Origin of the sequence: Enterococcus raffinosus (genome assembly GCF_001886185.1) — a bacterium.
Classification (GTDB): Bacteria; Bacillota; Bacilli; order Lactobacillales; family Enterococcaceae; genus Enterococcus_A; species Enterococcus_A raffinosus.
This window is the reverse complement of sequence record NZ_JXLA01000039.1, coordinates 14,172-33,806: the sequence shown is the minus strand read 5'-3', so window position 1 is coordinate 33,806 and position 19,635 is coordinate 14,172. Positions and strand designations below refer to the sequence as shown.

Genomic DNA, 19,635 nt, shown 5'->3' with positions numbered 1-19,635 from the left:
GAGCTAGCTGTCAGTTCTACTTCTCGCTTCAGCGAGTTAGTAGAATGATATGCGTGACGAAGATAAGCCCATTTTTCTGTATTTTAGAAAAATGATTCATTACTTGGAATTAGCTGCTAGTCCAACTTTTCGTAGTTATTCAAAGCATGAGAACGATTAAAATCTTTAGCCATGTTATCAGTACAAGGTATCAAGTTGGATAGTATGCGTACGAAGATTGGTTGAATTTTGCGTAAGGAAAATTCATTCATTTATTTTGAGCTAGCTGTCAGTTCTACTTCTCGCTTTAGCGAGTTAGTAGAATGATATGCGTGACGAAGATAAGCCCATTTTTCTGTATTTTAGAAAAATGATTCATTACTTGGAATTAGCTGCTAGTCCAACTTTTCGTAGTTATTCAAAGCATGAGAACGATTAAAATCTTTAGCCATGTTATCAGTACAAGGTATCAAGTTGGATAGTATGCGTACGAAGATTGGTTGAATTTTACGTAAGGAAAATTCATTCATTCATTTTGAGCTAGCTGTCAGTTCTACTTCTCGCTTTAGCGAGTTCGTAGAAGGAAGTGTCTTAGTTTTTCAGTTTCATTTTAGAAACTGCAGCTATATTATTATTACAAACAAAATAAGTTTATTTATTAGGAGGAGCAACATGAGTTACGATCACAAAGCGATTGAGAAAAAATGGCAAAAATATTGGGCAAAGCACAATGTTTTTAATACCCAAGATGATCCTGAAAAGCCAAAGTTTTATGCCTTGGATATGTTTCCGTATCCATCTGGACAGGGCTTGCATGTAGGACATCCGGAAGGTTATACAGCAACAGACGTCATTTCACGAATGAAACGGGCGCAGGGCTACAACGTGTTACATCCAATGGGATGGGATGCTTTTGGTTTGCCAGCAGAACAATATGCCTTGGATACAGGAAATGATCCTGCGGAGTTTACTAAGAAAAACATCGAAACCTTCAAGCGTCAAATCAATGCGCTAGGATTCAGCTATGATTGGAATCGCGAGTTGAATACAACAGATCCTGAGTATTACAAGTGGACTCAATGGATCTTTGAACAAATGTATGAAAAAGGATTAGCTTATGAAGCGGAGGTTCCTGTAAACTGGGTTCCTGAATTAGGAACAGTTATTTCTAATGAAGAAGTGATTGATGGCAAGAGTGAACGCGGCGGCTATGATGTAATTCGTAAACCTATGCGTCAATGGATGTTGAAAATTACTGCTTATGCCGATCGCTTGTTAGATGATTTGGAAACGGTGGATTGGCCAGAAAGTATCAAAGAAATGCAACGGAACTGGATTGGCCGCTCAATCGGTGCGAATGTCAGCTTTAAAATTGACGGCAGCGATGAAACCTTTACTGTTTTTACCACGCGTCCAGATACCTTGTTCGGCGCGACTTATGCAGTGTTGGCACCAGAGTTGGACTTGGTACAAAAGATTACGACAGCTGAACAAAAAGCGGCTGTTGATACCTACATCGAAGAAGCATCGAAAAAATCAGAATTGAATCGGACAGATTTGGCGAAGGAAAAAACCGGAGTCTTCACAGGGGCTTATGCGATTAATCCTGTCAACGGTGAAAAAATGCCAATCTGGATCGGTGACTATGTTTTAGCTTCTTATGGAACAGGTGCTATTATGGCGGTTCCTGCCCATGATGAACGAGATTATGAATTTGCGAAAACATTTGGTCTGCCAATCATTCCTGTACTTGAAGGCGGCGATGTTGAGAAAGAAGCCTTCACAGGTGACGGACCACATATCAATTCAGAATTTTTAGATGGAATGAATAAACAAGATGCCATTGATCAAATGGTTGCTTGGTTGGAAGAACATGGCTGTGGGAAGAAAGAAATCAGTTACCGTCTGCGTGACTGGCTGTTCTCTCGTCAACGTTATTGGGGTGAACCAATTCCGGTCATTCACTGGGAAGATGGAACAACTGGTTTAGTGCCTGATTATGAATTGCCTTTGGAATTACCAAAAACAACAGACATCAAACCAAGCGGAACGGGTGAATCTCCATTGGCCAACATTGAAGAATGGGTCAATGTAGTGGATCCGATTACCGGTAAAAAAGGTCGTCGTGAAACCAATACGATGCCGCAATGGGCAGGCAGCTCATGGTACTACTTGCGCTTCATCGATCCCCACAACAAAGAAGCCTTGGCGGATTATGACAAACTGAAACGCTGGATGCCGGTGGATCTTTATATCGGTGGAGCTGAACATGCGGTGTTGCATCTATTGTATGTGCGTTTCTGGCATAAATTCTTGTATGATATCGGTGTGGTGCCAACAAATGAACCCTTCCAAAAATTATACAACCAAGGGATGATCTTAGGCCAAAGCTTCCGTGATAGTCGTGGGGCGTTAGTACCAACGAACATGGTAGAAAAACGCGATGGCAAATGGTTCAGTATCGAAACAGGAGAAGAACTAGAAGAAGCGCCTGCGAAAATGAGTAAATCATTGAAAAATGTGGTAAATCCTGACGATGTTGTTGAACAATATGGGGCCGATACTTTACGGATGTACGAAATGTTCATGGGACCATTGGATGCATCGATTGCTTGGAGTGAGAACGGACTTGAAGGTTCACGGAAATTCTTGGATCGCGTATGGCGTCTGATTGTGGATGAAGAGGGTAAAATGCGAGATCATATCACAACCTTCAACGATGGGTCATTAACTAAGGTCTACAATCAAACCGTTAAAAAAGTAACCGAAGATATGGAAAACCTCCACTTGAACACAGCCATTTCTCAATTGATGGTTTTCGTCAATGACGCATATAAAGCAGAAGCGTTAACTTATGAATACGTGGAAGGCTTTGTTCAATTGCTTGCGCCGCTTGCACCGCACATTGCAGAAGAGCTTTGGGCGATCCTAGGACATGAAGGCGGCATTTCTCATGTTGCTTGGCCAACGTATGATGAAGAGGCGCTAGTTGAAAATGAAATTGAAGTCATTTTGCAAGTCAACGGCAAGGTTCGTTCAAAAGTAATGGTTGCAGTTGATTTAGCCAAAGAGGAGTTAGAAAAACTTGCAATGGCAGATGAGCACATTCAACGAAATATTGAAGGCAAAACGATTCGTAAAGTAATTGTTGTACCAAATAAATTGGTCAATATTGTCGCAAATTAGCCAAATTAACTATCTCGTATTTATTTACGGGGTAGTTTTTTTAGTAAAAATATGGAGCGGCACTTTGTTCAGCTGTGCTAGGATGGAGAAAAAGGGAGCGAGGGATTTAATTGATGAAAATTACTGAGTTGTTAGGTATCCAATATCCGATTTTTCAAGGAGCAATGGCTCATATCGCCCGTTATCCGTTAGTCAGTGCGGTATCAGAAGCCGGTGCATTAGGAATTATTGCGGCAGGTGGACTAAGTGGGGAAGAGTTGCGAGAACAGATTCGTGAAACGAAAAAACGTACAGACAAGCCTTTCGCTGTTAACTTGATGCTGCAAATGGACAATATTTCGGAACAAGTTGACCTACTGATTGAAGAAAAAGTAAAAATCGTTACGACTGGTGCAGGAACACCTAAACCTCATATGAAACAGCTAAAACAGGCTGGGATCAAAGTTTTCCCTGTCGTTCCTTCCGTGAAATTAGCGAAAAAGATGGAGCAATTGGGTGTTGACGGGATCATTGCTGAGGGAATGGAGGCTGGCGGACACATTGGTGAGACTACGACGATGACGCTGATACCGCAAGTAGCACAAGCGACTGAGCTACCATTGATTGCAGCAGGAGGCATCGGTGATGGTCGCGGGATGGCGGCGGCATTTGCTTTGGGGGCACAGGGGGGTCAAATGGGCACCGCTTTTTTTGCTAGCAGCAGAGTGTCCCATTCACGAAAACTATCAGAAGGCGATTATCCGAGCAAACGATACCGCTACAATAGTGATTCGTAAAGGTGGAGCGATCCGCGGATTAAAAAATCGTTTGACGACAGAGTCACCGAATGAGGCATTTACATTGGAAGCATTACGGTCTGCAGCAGATCCGGGAGATATTGAACAAGGATGCGTGATGTCTGGGCAGATTGCCGGATTACTGACCCAAGTGAAGCCAGCAAAGGATCTAATCGAAGAATTGTATAGAGAAGCTAAGTACGTGAGTGAAAGGATAAAAATAGACTAACGGGGTGCCCCGTTAGTCTTTAATAAACGTTTCAGCCAAATGGTAGTCACCTTCATAAGGAAGATCTTCACCATTGACGGTCATATATTTGTCGGTTCCTTTTCCAGCCAAAATGATGGCATCATTTGGTCCGGCATTATGAATCGCTTCTTTGATGGCTTTCTTGCGATCGGCTTCAAAGTGGACATGGACACGATCGTTTTGGATGCCTTGCTGGATTTCGTCTGCGATTTTTTTTGGATCTTCAAAGTTTGGATCGTCACTAGTCAGAACAGCGATGTCGGCATATTCTCCAATCGCTTGTCCCAGTCCGTCACGGCGAGATTCTGCTTTATTACCGGTAGAGCCGGTGATGACCAGAAGTTTCCCGTTCGGGTGCTGCTCCTTCGCAAAGGCTAACAAGGATTTCATGCTTAGATAATTATGGGCATAATCCACATAGATGTGGGCGCCATTTGATTTTAGCAGCAGGTTCATTCGACCAGGGACCAAGGCCTCAGCCAGACCTTGGCGACCGGCTGCTTGATCTGCGCCTACTAACGCACTAGCGATTAAGGCAGCAGCGGCATTTTCCTTGTTGAAATCACCAGCCAGCAAAATTTTATACTCGCCATTTAGCTCCAATCGATCCTCTGCACTGGATAGAGCAAATGCTAGCGGATGGTCTAACGGCTTCACCTGATAATCCGCTGCCTCATTCCCGTAAGTAATAACGGGAATCATTTGTTTTTCGGCTAATTCCTGCAGCAGATCAAAATGATCGATTTCATGCTGCAGAATGACTTGACGAGAATTTGCCACCAATTGTCGTTTACAATAGAAGTAATCTTCAAACGTTGGGTGTTCAATGGGTCCGATATGATCAGGCGAGATATTTAGAAAGATCCCTACATCAAAAGTTAAGCCATAAACGCGTGCGACTTTATAGGCTTGGGAAGAGACCTCCATGACTAGATGTGTCATACCGTTTGCTACGGCCTCTGCCATCATGCGATATAAGTCTAAAGATTCTGGTGTTGTCAGCTTTGATTTGAAAAAAGTAACGCCGTCTAAGGTTGTATTTAAAGTAGATAGCAATGCGGTCTTTTTATTTGTAGCGAGATCTAAAATTTGTTTTGTAAAATAAGCAACGGTTGTTTTTCCCTTCGTTCCGGTGATGCCGATCAGCTTCAATTTTTCTTGCGGGTAATCGTAAAATGCCATACTTAGAACGGCTAGCGCTTTACGAATGTCGGTTACAATAATCGCCAATTCTGCCGCCACCTCGTAGGGCTGTTCTGCAATATAACAGGTTAAACCGTCTTTCAGTGCTTGTTCTAAAAAGCGCTGTTGAAAATTATTGCCCTTACAGAAAAAAAGTGTGGTGCTATCGACTTCACGTGAGTCGTAAGAAATTTTTTCGAAGTCTTTATCAAAGGGAGCAGTCAGTGTCCAATGCGTTGGTGTGATGAACTCCCGTAAAAGATTTTCTTTTTCAAGTATTTGTTGAATTTGGGTAAGTGTCAGCATGTTGAGACCTCCAATATATAGTCTAGGCTATTATAGCATAGCTCAGGCTTAGAAAAAGTAAAGAGTGATTGTCAGGAACGCGATTTAGCTTTACTATAAGAGTAACGATTTTTAAGGAGGAGACCATGAAAGAGACACGACCAAGTGATCTGAGCTATCAGGAGAAAATGATTCAGGGATCGGCATGGATGTCGATCGGAAGTATTTTTTCCCGACTGCTGGGGGCAATATATATTATTCCATGGTACGCCTGGATGGGAGAAAATGCCAGAGCGGCGAATGGCTTATTTAATATGGGGTATACCTTTTATGCGTTGTTCATGATGATCTCCACTGCGGGATTACCTGGGGCAATCGCGAAGCAGGTCGCTCGTTACAATTCTATGGGTGACTATCAAACGAGTCATCGGTTATTCATCAAGGCTCTGCAGGCAACAGCGATCTTAGGGGTTGTCTTTGGTGGAGTCATGTTCTTCACTGCTCCGTTATTAGCTGGTTTATCAGGTGGGGGTCGTGAACTGATTCCTGTGATCCAGGCATTGAGCATCGCGGTCGTGGCCTTTCCATGTATGAGCGTTTTACGAGGCTATTTTCAGGGTCAGCAGGATATGCGGCCTTCTGCGATTTCTCAATTAGTTGAACAGGCGCTTCGAGTCCTATACATGCTTTTAAGTGTTTTCATCATCATGAAGGTTATGAAAGGCGATTACTTAAATGCAGTGATTCAATCGACCTTTGCGGCTTCAGTTGGGATGATCGGTTCTTATGCTGTTTTACTTTTTTATTGGTTCAAAAAGCATAAGCAAGAAAACAAGCAATTTCAACCTAGTCGGAATAAAGTGGCGATTGACACAAAGAAATTATTGATTGAAACGGTTCGCCAAGCGATCCCTTTTATTTTACTAGGAAGCGGAATCACCATTTATAAATTAGTAGATCAGGTCACGTTTATCCATACGATGAGTGCCAACACGAACTATAGCCACGAGCAATTAGTTGCCTTATATGCCCTTTTCAGCGCGAACCCAGATAAGCTGACGATGGTGGTGGTTGCCTTAGGGACCTCTTTAGCATTGACAAGCTTGCCGATGTTGACGGAACTTTTCACGCAACGACGTCGGCCAGAGCTGGCTAAACTGGTGAACACGAATATCCAATTGTTTGCTTTTATCATGCTGCCGGCTGTTTTTGGGATGATTTTGTTGGCCTATCCTTTGAATACGGTCTTTTATTCAGCAGATCTATTAGGGAGTCGCGTCTTGGTTGCTGCCTGTTGGGCTGGATTTGTTTCAGCTTTATTTATGATGCTGTCCACGACTTTGCAAGGCATCTCCCACAGCCGTATTGCTGTGAGGTATTGGTTAGCTGGGCTGCTGTTAAAAATAGTCATCCAGGTACCGTTAATTGAATTACTGGAAGTCTATGGACCCTTAGTTGCTACATTTATCGGACTAAGTTTTACCTGCGGCTTATGCTTATGGAAATTACGAAGAGTCGTCCACGCCAATTATAAGCTGGCTCTTCGTCGCTGTGTGTTGATTTTTATTTTAGCGATCCTAATGCTGATTGTTGCTGTTGTTGTTCGGCAATTAAGCTATTTAGCCTTTGATCCTTCATCTCGGGTTTCAGCTCTTGTTATTTGTCTACTGACGGCGGGAGCTGGCGGATTGGTTTATTTCTATTTGAGTTTGAAGATACGCTTAGTTGACAAATTAGTTGGGCCGCAGGCAAGAAAATGGCGCAGAAGACTTCATATTAAATAAAACTGTTTCTACTTCCGTTCTTTTATATAGAACGGAAGTATTTTTTTATTATAAATCAACGATTAAATTCAAATTCTACAAAAAATATTTGCAAAATAATTCAAAAAGAACAAGGTTTTTTCTTTTCTTTTCTTTACAAAAAGATTGCAATATTTCTAAAGATAATTTTTGTAATACAAGAGTAAAACAGTTACATCTGCTGGAAAAGGCTTGGATACTGACTTTTATTTAATAAGAATAAAAGTAATATATTTCAAAGTGACACACACGCCGGCGTTTTGTTACATAGTTTTATGTTTCTGTAATGAACTGTTACATTAATATTACCCATGAAATACAAAAGGATGGTAAAGTAGCACTCGTAGTCAAGAAGACAGAAGAACAATGACATAAGAAAAATCGGAGGAAGTTACATAATGAAATTAGGGAAAACATTTCTTTTTAGTACAGTATTAGCAGCAGGTGCAGGTTTAGCGATGGGAGCTACAGATGCACACGCTTCAGAAACATACACAGTAGAAGCGGGCGATACTTTATCAAAAATCTCACACAAGTTTGCTGGTAACGACAGCTTAGTAGAAGCAATTGCAAAAGCAAATAAAATTTCTAACGTAAACATGATCTTTGCTGGTCAAGAATTAACGATTGATAGTGAAGGAAAAGCAGCAAAAGAAGAAAAAACACAAGCAGTTGAAACTGTTCAAGAAACAACAACAATTCAAGCTTCCACAGAAGTACCTGCACAAGAAGCGGCACCAGTACAAGCAGCAACAGCTCCTGTACAACAAACACAAGCAGCTCCTGTTCAACAAGCAGCGCCAGTACAAGAAGCAGCTCCAGCAGCGACTGCAGCGACAACTTCTTCAGCAAAAGAATGGATTGCTCAACGTGAATCAGGCGGTTCTTATTCAGCTACTAACGGTCAATACATCGGACGTTACCAATTATCAGCTTCATACTTAAATGGTGACTATTCTGAAGCAAACCAAGAACGTGTTGCTGATCAATATGTAACTTCTCGTTATGGCTCATGGGAAGGCGCGCAAGCTTTCTGGCAAGCAAACGGTTGGTACTAGATAGACGATTTCAAGCCAAGACCTCACAATGAGATCTTGGCTTTTTTTATGGAAAAAAACCAGTTTGAACAGAGCCACTCTGTCCGAACTGGTTTCTTTTTCACCATAATCCTGGTAAAGCTCGTACGGCTATTTTCTGATTGGTAAAAGGATGGAGCAAATGCAATTCATAAGCATGCAACATTAATCGTCCGCGGGGATTTTTACTATATAAGGGGTCTCCGATTAATGGGTGCCCTATACTAGCAAGATGAACGCGAATTTGATGAGTCCTGCCGGTTTCCAATTGACAAAAAATCGCTGTTTGATTTGTTGATTGCTCGGCGACAGTGACATGAGTGATGGCAGGCTTACCACCTTTTGGATCGATTCTTCGTTTGCGACGATCATGCCGGTCACGGCCAATTTTTTTATTGATGGTTAAATCCTTTTTGATTGTTCCGTGAACGACCGCTTGGTAACGACGATAAATTTTTTTTTGCTCTAATAGACGCCCTAAGATTGGTAAGACAAAAGGGTTTTTCGCAAAAACAATCGCGCCGCTGGTTTCTTTGTCTAGGCGATGAACCACGTGAGGCTGGAAATCTGGCGCTAAATAGGCGGCTAAATGATTGAATAAAGTATCGCGCTCATCTGGCTGATTGGGGTGGGTTTTCATGCCTATGGGCTTATTAACAATGATTAAATGTTCATCTTCGTAAAGTACCTTAATTTGCTTTTTGTCGCCCAACAGGATCTTCCGTTCCGGATAATCGCTGGCCTCAAGAAGGATAGTAATCGTATCTCCAGGGTGAACGATTGATTGGAAATGACAAACTTCGCCATTAATCAGCAGGCCTTTGCGTGTTCGAATAAAATGGCGAACCTTTCGCGGGACTAGCCATTCCTGCTCCAGTAAATCTTTAATAGGCATTTCAACAGTATATTCAGGCAGAGTCATGGTAAATTTCATTGAATAGCTCCTTTTTATAGTTGTAAATGGATAGTAACTAAAATAGACGGGTTTAAAATAAGAGGATAGTTACTTAAGTGAGTAAGTAGCTGAAGCTTATTTTTTCTTTTTATTGAGTAAAATAAATCATTCATCCGGCTTATTGTATCACTTTTAACGGATATTTAAGAAAAAAATCAGCTTTTCCTTGATAGGCCATGCTAGAATACTCTCAAGTGTGTATCGGTCTGGAGACCCAAGCATAGAATCGGTCATTTGTGATACACTGTGTCTGAAATTTGTATAGAATGGAGACCAAACATGGATTTTCAGGAATTTTGGCGCAAATTTAAAAGTGGTGCGAAGGTTTTTTGGCAAAAGTTCCGTAGCGGGACAAAAACCTTTTGGGAGTGGATCAAGCCTTATTTGATTCGTTTTCACCATTGGCGCAAACGTATTTGGAAAAAATATCATATCAATAAAATCTTGCTCTTAATCACACTTGTAGGCATCCTAGTGATGAGTGTGTACCTATTTTTCTTAGCGAAGTCGGTGAATGTGGAGACGCTGCAGTCCAGCTTGAAGCAATCGACGGTTATCTATGACGAAAAGAATGAACAAGCCGGTTCTCTCTATGGACAGAAGGGAACCTATGTGGAAAGTGACCAGATTTCTCCTTATTTAAAGGATGCGGTTGTTTCTACAGAGGATCGAAATTTTTATAACCATCATGGATTTGACATCAAAGGGATTGCTCGAGCCGCGCTAGGTTTGGTTACCTCAGGTCATATTACTGGTGGAGGAAGTACCTTGACCCAGCAGCTGGCGAAAAATGCTTATTTGAGTCTCGATCAGACGCTTGAACGGAAGGCCAAAGAAATTTTCATGGCAATCGAGATTGAAAAGAAATATGACAAAGATCAGATTCTTACGATGTACCTCAATAATGCCTACTTCGGGAATGGGGTTTGGGGCGTTCAGGATGCAGCGAGAAAATATTTCGGTGTAGATGCGAATCAGGTAACGATTGGTGAAGCAGCGACGATCGTGGGGATGCTGAAGGGTCCAAGTATTTATAATCCGATTGACAATCTAGAAAATGCAGTAAATCGTCGCGATACTGTACTATCTGTTATGGTAGAAAATGGTAAGCTGTCCAAAGAACAGGAGGCGCAAGAAAAAGCCGTTGATCTGGGTTCAGAATTGAATGATACGTATTCCTCAGCGGATGCGGGCTATCGATACCCTTCATACTTTGATGCCGTCATCGATGAAGCAGTGGAACGCTATGGAATGTCTGAAAAGGATTTACTGAATAAAGGCTATAAAATCTACACCTCATTGGATCAGGATTATCAAAAACAAATGGAAGCTGTTTATGCCAACAACGCAAACTTCCCAGCGAATGCTGCGGATGGCGCAATGCCGCAATCGGCATCTGTTGCGATGGATCCCAAAACCGGTGGTGTGCAAGCGTTAGTTGGTCGTCGTGGAGAACACATTTTCCGCAGCTATAACTTTGCGACTCAAATGCAGCGTTCACCTGGATCTACAATGAAACCGTTAAGTGTTTATTCCCCCGCTTTAGAAGCTGGATACAAACCTGATAGTGTACTGAAGGACGAACCGCAATCGTACTATAAAGCGAAAAACTATGACGGAACCTATCAAGGGGAAGTGCCAATGTATCAAGCGGTGGCTCAAAGTCTGAACTTACCAGCCGTCTGGTTGCTACATGAGCTTGGCTTGAATAAGGGCTATAATAAAGCCGAAGAATTTGGAATCCCATTAAGTAAATCAGATAAATACTACGGATTAGCTTTAGGTGGGTTAGAAAAAGGGACCTCACCGATGCAAATGGCGGCCGCTTATGGTGCTTTTGCGAATGAAGGAAAAGTATATCAACCGCATTTGATCACAAAAATTATTGATTCTACAGGAGCGGTTATTGAAGATAATAGCTCGCCGAAATATGAGCAGGTGATTTCAAAAGAAGTGGCAAATGAAATGACCAGTATGCTCCTAGGTACTTTTTCAAACGGAACAGCAGCTCAGGCAGCTCCTGCAGGCTTCACAGTTGCTGGGAAAACGGGAACGACTGAAACGAACTTTGATGCAAACAAGGTCAATGACCAATGGATCATTGGCTATACACCAAATGTCGTGATTTCTACTTGGTTAGGTTTTGAAAAGGTCAGTGAGACACATTATTTGAGCGGGACAAGCGGTTCAGAAGTCGGGCAGGTTTTCAAAGCCGAAGCCGAATCTATCCTACCATATGCCGGACAATATTCCTTTGATGTCGCGGACGCTTACGTGACTGGCGGAAAAGTTGTAGCGGCAAATGAAGTGAACCAAGGCGCGGACAATTCGGACACGGATAAATGGCGGGAAGAATTAAAAGAAATTGGCGGAAAAGCCAGTGAAGGTGCTGCAAACTTCTTTGAAAAGGCTAAAGAAGGGGCTAATAAGTTGAAAGAAAAAGGCCAAGAACTATGGCAACAATATCAACAAGGAAATTAGGGTGTGAACCCGTTTCCATTCATGTTACAATAGAAAAGTAACTTTTATAGAAAATGAGGGAATAAAAAAATGGCAAACATCTACGATTCAGCGAACGGATTGGAACGCGAAATCCGCGAACTACCAGAATTTAAATCTTTAGAAGCAGCTTTTGCGGAATTAAAGAAAAATGAAACAGCTTATGCGGCGTTCAAGGACTTCCAAGCATTCCAACAAGGTCTGCAAGAAAAACAAATGCGTGGTGAAGACTTCAGTGATGAAGATGCAGCACAAGCACAAGCATTAGCAGAGAAGGTTCAACAAGAAGATTTGATCAATGAATTAATGGTGAAAGAACAAGCTTTCAGCGTAATCATCAACGATTTGAACCGCATTATCATGACTCCAATTCGTGAATTGTACGAAGGTTAATCAGAGATAGAAGCTGCGACGCCCCCGCGTCGCAGCTTTTTTTTGCCAGTCCAACTTTTCGCAGTTTTATGATTGAAGGAAAGTCCAATCATTTATTAACCTTCCATTCTATTACGTGTCGTATAGTTGGATGGTATGCGTACGAAAATAAGCTCATTTTTCTGGTGTTTAGAAAAATGAACACTCAAAAACTGAGCTAGCTGCCAGTCTCAATTTTTTTAGCTTACAAGAATCTTACAAGAAACGAATAAAAATGATAGATGAGAAAAAATCACAGTTTTTTTATCGAAACTTGCTATACTTCATGCCATAAGGATGGCGAAGAAAGAATGAAGAAAATAGTTATTGGAGGCAGTGGAATAGTCCTGTTGGTTATCGGCTGTTTATTAGCTTGGCATGCAAATGCGTTAGATTTTCATGCAAAAAAAAACACAAGAGACAACAATTGCCTCGACTAGGTCTTCGAAAGATTCATCACTAGAAGAAACTGAAGTGAAGCCAAAAGAGAAAGCAGCGATTGTCTTGCCGACGACTGCCAATCAAGAGTTAGACACTTTTTTGAACAGTCAGCATTTTTCAGGGACTGCGTTGGTAGTACGTAAAGGTCAAGTCATTTTAAATCAATCTTATGGGTTGGCGGATCAAGAAAAGCAAATGCAAAATACACCAACGACTCGGTATTATATCGGCTCAGCACAAAAAGCAATGATTGCCACAGGAATTTTACAGTTGGAACAAGCAGGTAAATTGAAGATCGAGGATCCTGTGGCGAAATACATAAAAGCTTTTCCCAATGGACAGCAAATCACACTGAAGAATCTGCTTAATCATACCAGTGGATTAACGGGACGCACAGAGGGAAGTAAAGAAATTTTGCCGGAGCAGATTGTTCAGGAGATCGAAGCGGCGGGCAGTGATTCCCCAATAGGAACTTGGCATTATTCGGATAGTAATTATGCAGTTCTAGCCTATATCCTTCAGCAAGTTAGCAAACAAAAGGTGCAGGCGTACATCCAAGAGCATATTTTCAAGCCAGCCAACATGCAAAATACAGGTTTCTATCAAAGTACTAAAGCAATCACTGACTTGGCAGAAAGCTATAAAGAAAAAAATGGCCGTTTAGAAAAAACGCAGTTACCAAATCTTACTCAATTATTTGGTGCAGGCGATATTTATACGACAGCGACCGATTTTTATTTGTTTGATCAGGCGTTGATGCAGGGAAAATTGATCAATGATGAAGAAAAAAGTAAAATGCTGACGGCAGGCAGTGCTTCTACTTATGGGATGGGGTTCTATGTGAATCCTGGGAGTTACTCTAGCCACGGGGTTCTTGGTGGATTTAATACAATCAATACCTTTACCCATACAGGACTGACCTTTATTATTTTATTGGCGAATACGAATCAGGTTCAGTCTTTAGGTCAGACCGCTGATCATATTTATGAAGTTTTAAACCAGATGGAATAAAAAAAGTTAGCCACACGGCTAACTTTTTTTGTTTAGAAGAATTTTTTGAATTGATCCCTCAAACTATCGAATTTCTCGGATTTTAATAATACTTTGGCTTTATCATAATATTCGTCCAGTTCGTCCTTATGGTCTTCGATAAACGCCTTGGCTTTGTCAATATTGCCTTCATTTAAGAGTTCTTTGGCTTTTTTGATAAGTTCTTCTTTATTCATTTCGCTCACTCCATTCAATTACTTTCATTCTAATTGATCTGCCTTCTTTTTTCGAGAATTTCCTTTTTAAAATGTTTTCTCAAATACGAACAGACTTTCGTTTTTTTATGTTAAAATAGATTGGATTAAAAGCTGATTATTCTAAAGTTCAGCACCATTGTATGTGAGGAGGAGAAAAAATGAAATTCCTACACGCGGCGGATCTACATTTGGATCGCGCCTTTGAAGGACTGACTACTGTGTCAGAGCATTTTCGAAAATATTTGGCAACTGCCAATCAGAAGATGCTGCAAAATATTGTAGATACAGCGATTACGGAAGCCGTCGATTTCATTTTATTGGCAGGGGATACCTTTCATCAAAATCGCCCCACGTTAAAAACACAACGTTATTTCTTTCAAGAAATGGCGCGTTTAGATGAAGCAAACATTCCTGTTTTTATGAATTTTGGCAACCATGACTTTTATCAAGCAGATCGTTATTGGTTTGCTTTTCCAGATACTATTCACATATTCGACGGGGAGCAAGTCGAAACGAAAAATTTTATTATAGGAGCCGGAGAGCAGATCGCGATCACAAGTTTTAGTTATCAACACCCAACGATCATCGAAGAAATGGCTGAGAAGTTTCCTCGGAAGGGTGCTGTCGATTTTCACATTGGTATGTATCACGGTGGACAGGCGCCTTATGCCCCATTTCAATTATCGGAGCTATCTTCAAAAGGCTATGATTATTGGGCGTTAGGACATATTCACGTTCCGCAAATCTTGGCAGAGCAGCCTTATGTTATTTATCCTGGAACACCACAAGGGCATACACAAAAAGAGATGAATCTCGCAGGTGTGATCGTAGTCGAGAGCCAAGGAAATCAACTGATTCCAAAAGCGGTGCCAGTGGAAGCTGTTCGCTGGGAAAAGCAGACATTGTCTTTAGCAAAAGTTAGACAACCTCGGGAAATTTTTCCATTAGTCCGTCGCCTAAGTGTAAATGGACCAACCTTAATGCATTTAGAATTTAGTGATGCAGAAAATGTGGGTTCAGAGCTGACGTATCAAATCGCCTCAGGAGAGTTACTAGAGGCGCTGCAAGAGGAAACCGCACCAGAGATTGGTCTTTGGCAATTATCATTGGCAGAGTTACCGAAGGAAAAGCCTTATCTGGCAGTGGACAATCAGTTGATTGATCATTTGATCCTGACGTACGAAACACCAGAAATATTTAATGAATTATTGAATGATTTGGACCAGAATCCACAGCTTCACCCTTTAATGGATCAAGCGTTTCGAACGCAAACGATGGAAAGACTAAAAGAAAAAATGGAGCAAAGCTATCAATTTAGGAGGGAAGCCGATGTGGATTAAAAAAGCGGAGATCACAAGCTTTGGCAAGTGGCGTCAGCAGACCTTCCTATTTGAAGCAAAAAATCAGTTAGTCTATGGATTAAATGAAGCGGGAAAATCAACGCTGTATCAATTCATCCAAGCAATCTTATTCGGTTTTCCCGCGAAGCGTAAAAAAGGTCAAGATTATACACCGAATGATGGCAGTGGTTTTGGCGGACGCTTATTGCTCGTCCATCCGACGTATGGCACAGTGACGATCGAGCGATACAAGGCAAAAAATAAAGGCAAGGCTAAAGTCTGGATGGAAGACGGTCAGCAAGGGGAAGAAGAATTACTGGAAAAAATTCTTTATCCGTTGAACCAGCAGCTGTTTCGTCAAGTGTTTACCTTCCAGCAGGAGCAGCTTCAGCAGTTAGATGCTCTAAGTGAAGAAAACTTGCATGAAGCGTTAATCTCCTTGGGCTTATCCGGCAGCAATGAACTATTTGAACAACGGCTGCAACTGAAAAATATGTTTGAAGCGATTTATCGGCCACGCGGACGCAAACAGCCATTGAATCAGGCTTTGCAGAAGTATCAAGCCCTGCAACAGAAGATCAAGGAAAAAGAAGCACAGGAGGCCGGCTTTCAGCAACTGGTACGTCAGGCAGATGAAGAAAAGCGGCAGGTAACGCAACAGGCCACAAAGAATCGCAACCTTCAGGAGCGTCAATTAGGTCTGGAACAGCAGCGGATGAACTGGTCAGCATACGCAGAATATTTAGAGTTAAAGAAAATGGAGTTGCAGCTATCAGCTAGTGAATCGGAACAGGCAGAGCTTCAAGCGTTTTATCAAGAGTATCAACAATTAATGAAAGAACAGGAAAAATTACATGCTGCGTTGCAACAGCACAGTGGAAATCAGGAATCAGCACGCTATTATTTTTACTTGGAAAACGAACAGAAGATCCAGCAAATAGTAGCTGAAAAAGTGACTATCACACGAATGCTGGATGAAGAACAGCGAATCGCAGTGAAGCTGGCACAAGTCAGCGAAGTTCCAACGAACTGGGAGCAAAATCTACCCAAACCGTTTGCAGATGAGCAAGAAATTCAAAAGCTTTTCGCTCCGCTGCAGGTACAGCAAAAAGCGCTAGAGGAACAGCAAATTCGTCTGCGTTTAGTCAAAGAACAGCGAGATCAAGCAGAAGCTAGCCTCAATGACTATGAACAGAAGCACCCTGAACTCTTCAACCGCAAAAAGAATCCGCCGTGGTTGTTGATTGGTGCAGCTGTTGGTTTGATCGTCGCCTTTTTGCTTCCTGCCCCTTTGCGCTATGTGTTGGTCGTAGCAGCAGTTGCTTGCGGTATCGGCGGGGTGCTGAAGCAGAGCAAACCTGCAAATAAAGATACTTGGCAGGAAAAACTTGGACAGCTGGATGTTTACGAAGGACAGGTAGCGGAAATGACAGAAAAAGCGGCTAAGAGTCAGCGCAATGTCCAACGCCTATTCGATCAGCTCCAAAATGAATTACGGCGAAGAAATTTAGCCGATGCTGAGAACGAGTTTGCGGTTGTGCAGGACAATCAACGGGCACAAAATTATTTAGCACAACTGAAAACAAACAAAGAGCTTCAGCAGCGACAATCGATTTTACGTCAAAATTTGATGCAGCAGGAAGAGCGTTTTGGCTTTTTGACAGAGTGGCTACCCCTTCATGAAAAAAATCTATCTGAAAAGTTTGCAGTGTTAGAGCAGTTTGTTAAGGAAATGGAGCAGATCCGTTTTGCTCAAACCTATCAAGAAAATACAGTTTTGCAGCAACGCATCCATGAAGCACAGAAGCATCAGCAACAGCTTTTAACGCAGTATCATCCTTTGATGGAAAAAGTACATTTGGCGTATCCATCAGAGATTCCCGCATTTTTACAGCGGGAATCCGAGGTGGTTCAAAAGCAAGGTCGGTTAAGAGAACTAACCAAGAGTGTCGCCCCATTATTCAAAGAGGAAACAACCCTTGCAGAAATCGAAGAAGGCTTGCGTATATTACAGCAGGAGATTCAAGCTGGCGAAGCTCAGCTCCAGCAATTACAGGAGCAAGAGCAGCGAACACGTTTGCAGATTCAACAAATGCAAGCAGATGGCACACTGGACAGTCTATATCAACAAATCAGCCAGCAACAGGCGTTAGTTGAAAATTTAACGACGGATTATGCATTGGCGAAGCTGGAGAACCAGTTGTTACAGGATATCGCCACGGAATTATCTGAGCAGCAGCTGCCTGAGCTGCTAAAACAGGCAACGAGCTATTTCCAAGAGTTAACCAATAATGCACACAGTCGTTTAGATTTTTCAGAAGGACTATTGACCGTCGATCAGATGAGTATATATAATCTTTCCACAGGAACCAAAGATCAAGTGATGATGGCCTTTCGCTTTGCTTATCTTGCTTTACAACAGAAACACCCATTGTGTCCAGTAATCATTGATGATGGTTGGCTCCATTATGATCATCAGCGAAAATATCAGTTTGCTAAATTATTACAGCATTTTAGTGAAAATTATCAGGTCATTTGTTTGTCATCTGACCAAGAAATGGTAAGCTATTACCAAGAGCTTCACCAGCCAGTCTGGGAATTGAAGGGAGTCCAACGATGAAAAAAATCAAAGAATTGACAGTTGATGAACAGTTTGAGATGTACGTGCTAATTAAGAACGCCGACGTTCGCTTAGCGAAAAATGGGAAAAAATTTATCGCGTTTACTTTCCAAGATACTTCTGGAACGGTGGATGGCAAATTTTGGGATGCTTCTGAGGAAGAGATTAAGCGATACAAGGCCGGACAAGTGGTTTTATTAAACGGCAAACGCGAAATTTATCAAGGGAACCCACAGGTGAAGATCATGCATCTGCGTACAACGAAGCCAGATGAACCCAATGATCCAGCTCTATACATGGAGCGTGCACCGATCAAGCGCGAGGATATGGAGGAAGAGTTTAATAAGACACTTTTTGAGATCACCAATGCCCATTGGAATCGGATCGTTCGTTTCTTGCTGAACAAATATCAAAAGGAATTTTTCGAATTTCCCGCAGCAAAGCGCAATCATCATGCATTTGCCGGTGGCTTGGCATTCCATACGTTGACGATGCTGCGTTTAGGCAAGGCGATCGCGAAGGAATATCCTCAGCTAAATACCTCATTGCTTTATGCTGGGATCATCATTCATGATTTAGGGAAGGTAATCGAGTTAACAGGTCCTTCTTCGACTGAATATACAGTAGTAGGTAATTTAGTCGGCCACCTTGTTTTGGTAGATGAAGAAATCACGAAAGCCTGTGCTGAATTGAAAATCAATGATGCTGACGAAGATATAGTGGTCTTGCGTCATATGGTCTTGTCACACCATGGACTTTTGGAATACGGATCTCCTGTGCGCCCACGCATCATGGAAGCAGAAATCCTGCACCAAATCGACAACATTGATGCTTCGATGCAAATGATGTCGAGTGCTGTGAAAAATGCAGAGCCAGGGACATATACCGAGCGTATCTTTGGATTGGATAATCGCAGTTTTTATGTACCAAAAGATATTTAAGACAAAGCATGCCGCGGAAGCCTCGCGGCATGCTTTTATTGTGAAGGAAGCCTTTCTTAAGCTGTCTGAAAAGTGACGATTAAGCTTGTTTGGAGATGAAAAGAAGATGATAGAAACGAAAAGACTTTACCTTCGAGAATTGCAACCATCGGATAGAGAAGCGTTAAGTAAAATTTTACAGGATGAGCAGACCATGTATGCTTATGAAGGAGCCTTTAATGACATTGAGGTTCAAGCGTGGCTAGATAAACAGTTAAAGAGTTATCAGCGGAATGGCTTTGGTTTGTGGGCAGCGGTTTTAAAGGAAACAGGCGAAATGATCGGCTAATGTGGCTTAACATGGCAGGAGCTTGCTGGGGAGCAAGTGTTAGAGATCGGCTATCTGTTCCAACGAGCGTTTTGGCACAAAGGATATGCAAGCGAAGCGGCAATGGCGTGTAAAAACTATGCCTTTGAAATGCTACAGGCAGACGAGTTTTTTTCAATTATCCGTGATACGAATGTCCCTTCTCAAAGGGTTGCTGAAAGAAATGGCATGACTCGTTGCGGAGAATTTATCAAGCATTATCGAGGCATAGATATGCCTCACTATGTTTATTCTGTTCAAAAGTAAGCCGTCGTTTACAGCGGCTTTTTTTATTTATT

The 19,635-nt window shown here is 41.9% G+C and carries 12 protein-coding genes and 2 pseudogenes; 11 read left to right on the top strand and 3 right to left on the bottom strand.

Features of this window, described 5'->3' with window-relative positions; translation table 11 throughout:
- Nucleotides 1-651 precede the first annotated feature (651 nt).
- Together leuS and RV13_RS16885 are read left to right on the top strand one after the other, a co-directional pair.
- Nucleotides 652-3,165: a leucine--tRNA ligase gene (leuS, locus tag RV13_RS16890; RefSeq protein WP_010745347.1), complete on the top strand. Its 2,514-nt coding sequence runs from the start codon at nt 652-654 to the stop codon at nt 3,163-3,165.
- A gap of 113 nt (nt 3,166-3,278) precedes the next feature.
- Nucleotides 3,279-4,170, top strand: a pseudogene (locus RV13_RS16885) (NAD(P)H-dependent flavin oxidoreductase).
- A gap of 12 nt (nt 4,171-4,182) precedes the next feature.
- Here the strand turns inward: RV13_RS16885 and RV13_RS16880 are convergent.
- Nucleotides 4,183-5,679 (bottom strand): UDP-N-acetylmuramoyl-L-alanyl-D-glutamate--L-lysine ligase, encoded by a 1,497-nt coding sequence (locus RV13_RS16880; RefSeq protein WP_010745349.1) that lies wholly within the window; start codon nt 5,677-5,679, stop codon nt 4,183-4,185.
- 125 nt (nt 5,680-5,804) lie between these two features.
- Here RV13_RS16880 and RV13_RS16875 point away from each other — a divergent pair, with 125 nt between their 5' ends.
- Nucleotides 5,805-7,442, top strand: a complete 1,638-nt coding sequence (locus RV13_RS16875; RefSeq protein ID WP_010745350.1) for a putative polysaccharide biosynthesis protein — start codon at nt 5,805-5,807, stop codon at nt 7,440-7,442.
- A 416-nt stretch (nt 7,443-7,858) separates the two neighbouring features.
- Nucleotides 7,859-8,518, top strand: coding sequence for an aggregation-promoting factor (apf, locus tag RV13_RS16870; protein WP_010745351.1), 660 nt, complete (start codon nt 7,859-7,861; stop codon nt 8,516-8,518).
- Between the two features lie 100 nt (nt 8,519-8,618).
- Here apf and RV13_RS16865 read toward each other — a convergent pair whose 3' ends face one another.
- Nucleotides 8,619-9,470 (bottom strand): RluA family pseudouridine synthase, encoded by an 852-nt coding sequence (locus tag RV13_RS16865; protein ID WP_010745352.1) that lies wholly within the window; start codon nt 9,468-9,470, stop codon nt 8,619-8,621.
- Nucleotides 9,471-9,770: 300 nt separating this feature from the next.
- Here RV13_RS16865 and RV13_RS16860 point away from each other — a divergent pair, with 300 nt between their 5' ends.
- The 3 genes from RV13_RS16860 (at nt 9,771) to RV13_RS16850 (ending at nt 13,853) form a co-directional block, all read left to right on the top strand.
- Complete coding sequence (locus tag RV13_RS16860) at nt 9,771-11,972, top strand: PBP1A family penicillin-binding protein (RefSeq protein WP_010745353.1); 2,202 nt, start codon at nt 9,771-9,773, stop codon at nt 11,970-11,972.
- 69 nt (nt 11,973-12,041) lie between these two features.
- Nucleotides 12,042-12,383 carry a YlbF/YmcA family competence regulator gene (locus RV13_RS16855; protein WP_010745354.1) on the top strand — a complete coding sequence of 114 codons (342 nt, stop codon included), beginning with the start codon at nt 12,042-12,044 and terminating at the stop codon, nt 12,381-12,383.
- Between the two features lie 492 nt (nt 12,384-12,875).
- A complete protein-coding gene (locus RV13_RS16850; protein ID WP_249024492.1) occupies nt 12,876-13,853 on the top strand; it encodes a serine hydrolase domain-containing protein in 978 nt (325 codons plus the stop codon).
- A 32-nt stretch (nt 13,854-13,885) separates the two neighbouring features.
- On the opposite strand, the gene RV13_RS16845 is transcribed toward RV13_RS16850, so the two are convergent.
- The gene (locus RV13_RS16845) at nt 13,886-14,068 is read right to left on the bottom strand and encodes a hypothetical protein (protein ID WP_010745356.1); all 183 of its coding nucleotides are present in this window, start codon (nt 14,066-14,068) and stop codon (nt 13,886-13,888) included.
- A 179-nt stretch (nt 14,069-14,247) separates the two neighbouring features.
- Here RV13_RS16845 and RV13_RS16840 point away from each other — a divergent pair, with 179 nt between their 5' ends.
- The 4 genes and pseudogenes from RV13_RS16840 (at nt 14,248) to RV13_RS16825 (ending at nt 19,603) form a co-directional block, all read left to right on the top strand.
- Nucleotides 14,248-15,429 carry a metallophosphoesterase family protein gene (locus tag RV13_RS16840; RefSeq protein WP_010745357.1) on the top strand — a complete coding sequence of 394 codons (1,182 nt, stop codon included), beginning with the start codon at nt 14,248-14,250 and terminating at the stop codon, nt 15,427-15,429.
- Nucleotides 15,419-18,049 carry an ATP-binding protein gene (locus tag RV13_RS16835; protein WP_010745358.1) on the top strand — a complete coding sequence of 877 codons (2,631 nt, stop codon included), beginning with the start codon at nt 15,419-15,421 and terminating at the stop codon, nt 18,047-18,049. The genes RV13_RS16840 and RV13_RS16835 overlap by 11 nt, the downstream gene beginning before the upstream one ends.
- Nucleotides 18,046-18,990: a 3'-5' exoribonuclease YhaM family protein gene (locus RV13_RS16830; protein ID WP_010745359.1), complete on the top strand. Its 945-nt coding sequence runs from the start codon at nt 18,046-18,048 to the stop codon at nt 18,988-18,990. The genes RV13_RS16835 and RV13_RS16830 overlap by 4 nt, the downstream gene beginning before the upstream one ends.
- Before the next feature lie 106 nt (nt 18,991-19,096).
- A pseudogene (locus tag RV13_RS16825) lies at nt 19,097-19,603 on the top strand (GNAT family N-acetyltransferase).
- Nucleotides 19,604-19,635 lie beyond the last annotated feature (32 nt).

What these genes read in the sequence shown, in the direction of transcription:
- RV13_RS16855 (WP_010745354.1), top strand. Translation starts at nt 12,042, where the DNA reads ATGGCAAACATCTACGATTCAGCGAACGGATTGGAACGCGAAATCCGC.
- RV13_RS16865 (WP_010745352.1), bottom strand. Translation starts at nt 9,470, where the DNA reads ATGAAATTTACCATGACTCTGCCTGAATATACTGTTGAAATGCCTATT.
- RV13_RS16880 (WP_010745349.1), bottom strand. Translation starts at nt 5,679, where the DNA reads ATGCTGACACTTACCCAAATTCAACAAATACTTGAAAAAGAAAATCTT.
- RV13_RS16845 (WP_010745356.1), bottom strand. Translation starts at nt 14,068, where the DNA reads ATGAATAAAGAAGAACTTATCAAAAAAGCCAAAGAACTCTTAAATGAA.
- RV13_RS16860 (WP_010745353.1), top strand. Translation starts at nt 9,771, where the DNA reads ATGGATTTTCAGGAATTTTGGCGCAAATTTAAAAGTGGTGCGAAGGTT.
- RV13_RS16830 (WP_010745359.1), top strand. Translation starts at nt 18,046, where the DNA reads ATGAAAAAAATCAAAGAATTGACAGTTGATGAACAGTTTGAGATGTAC.
- RV13_RS16875 (WP_010745350.1), top strand. Translation starts at nt 5,805, where the DNA reads ATGAAAGAGACACGACCAAGTGATCTGAGCTATCAGGAGAAAATGATT.
- RV13_RS16840 (WP_010745357.1), top strand. Translation starts at nt 14,248, where the DNA reads ATGAAATTCCTACACGCGGCGGATCTACATTTGGATCGCGCCTTTGAA.
- RV13_RS16835 (WP_010745358.1), top strand. Translation starts at nt 15,419, where the DNA reads ATGTGGATTAAAAAAGCGGAGATCACAAGCTTTGGCAAGTGGCGTCAG.
- apf (WP_010745351.1), top strand. Translation starts at nt 7,859, where the DNA reads ATGAAATTAGGGAAAACATTTCTTTTTAGTACAGTATTAGCAGCAGGT.
- leuS (WP_010745347.1), top strand. Translation starts at nt 652, where the DNA reads ATGAGTTACGATCACAAAGCGATTGAGAAAAAATGGCAAAAATATTGG.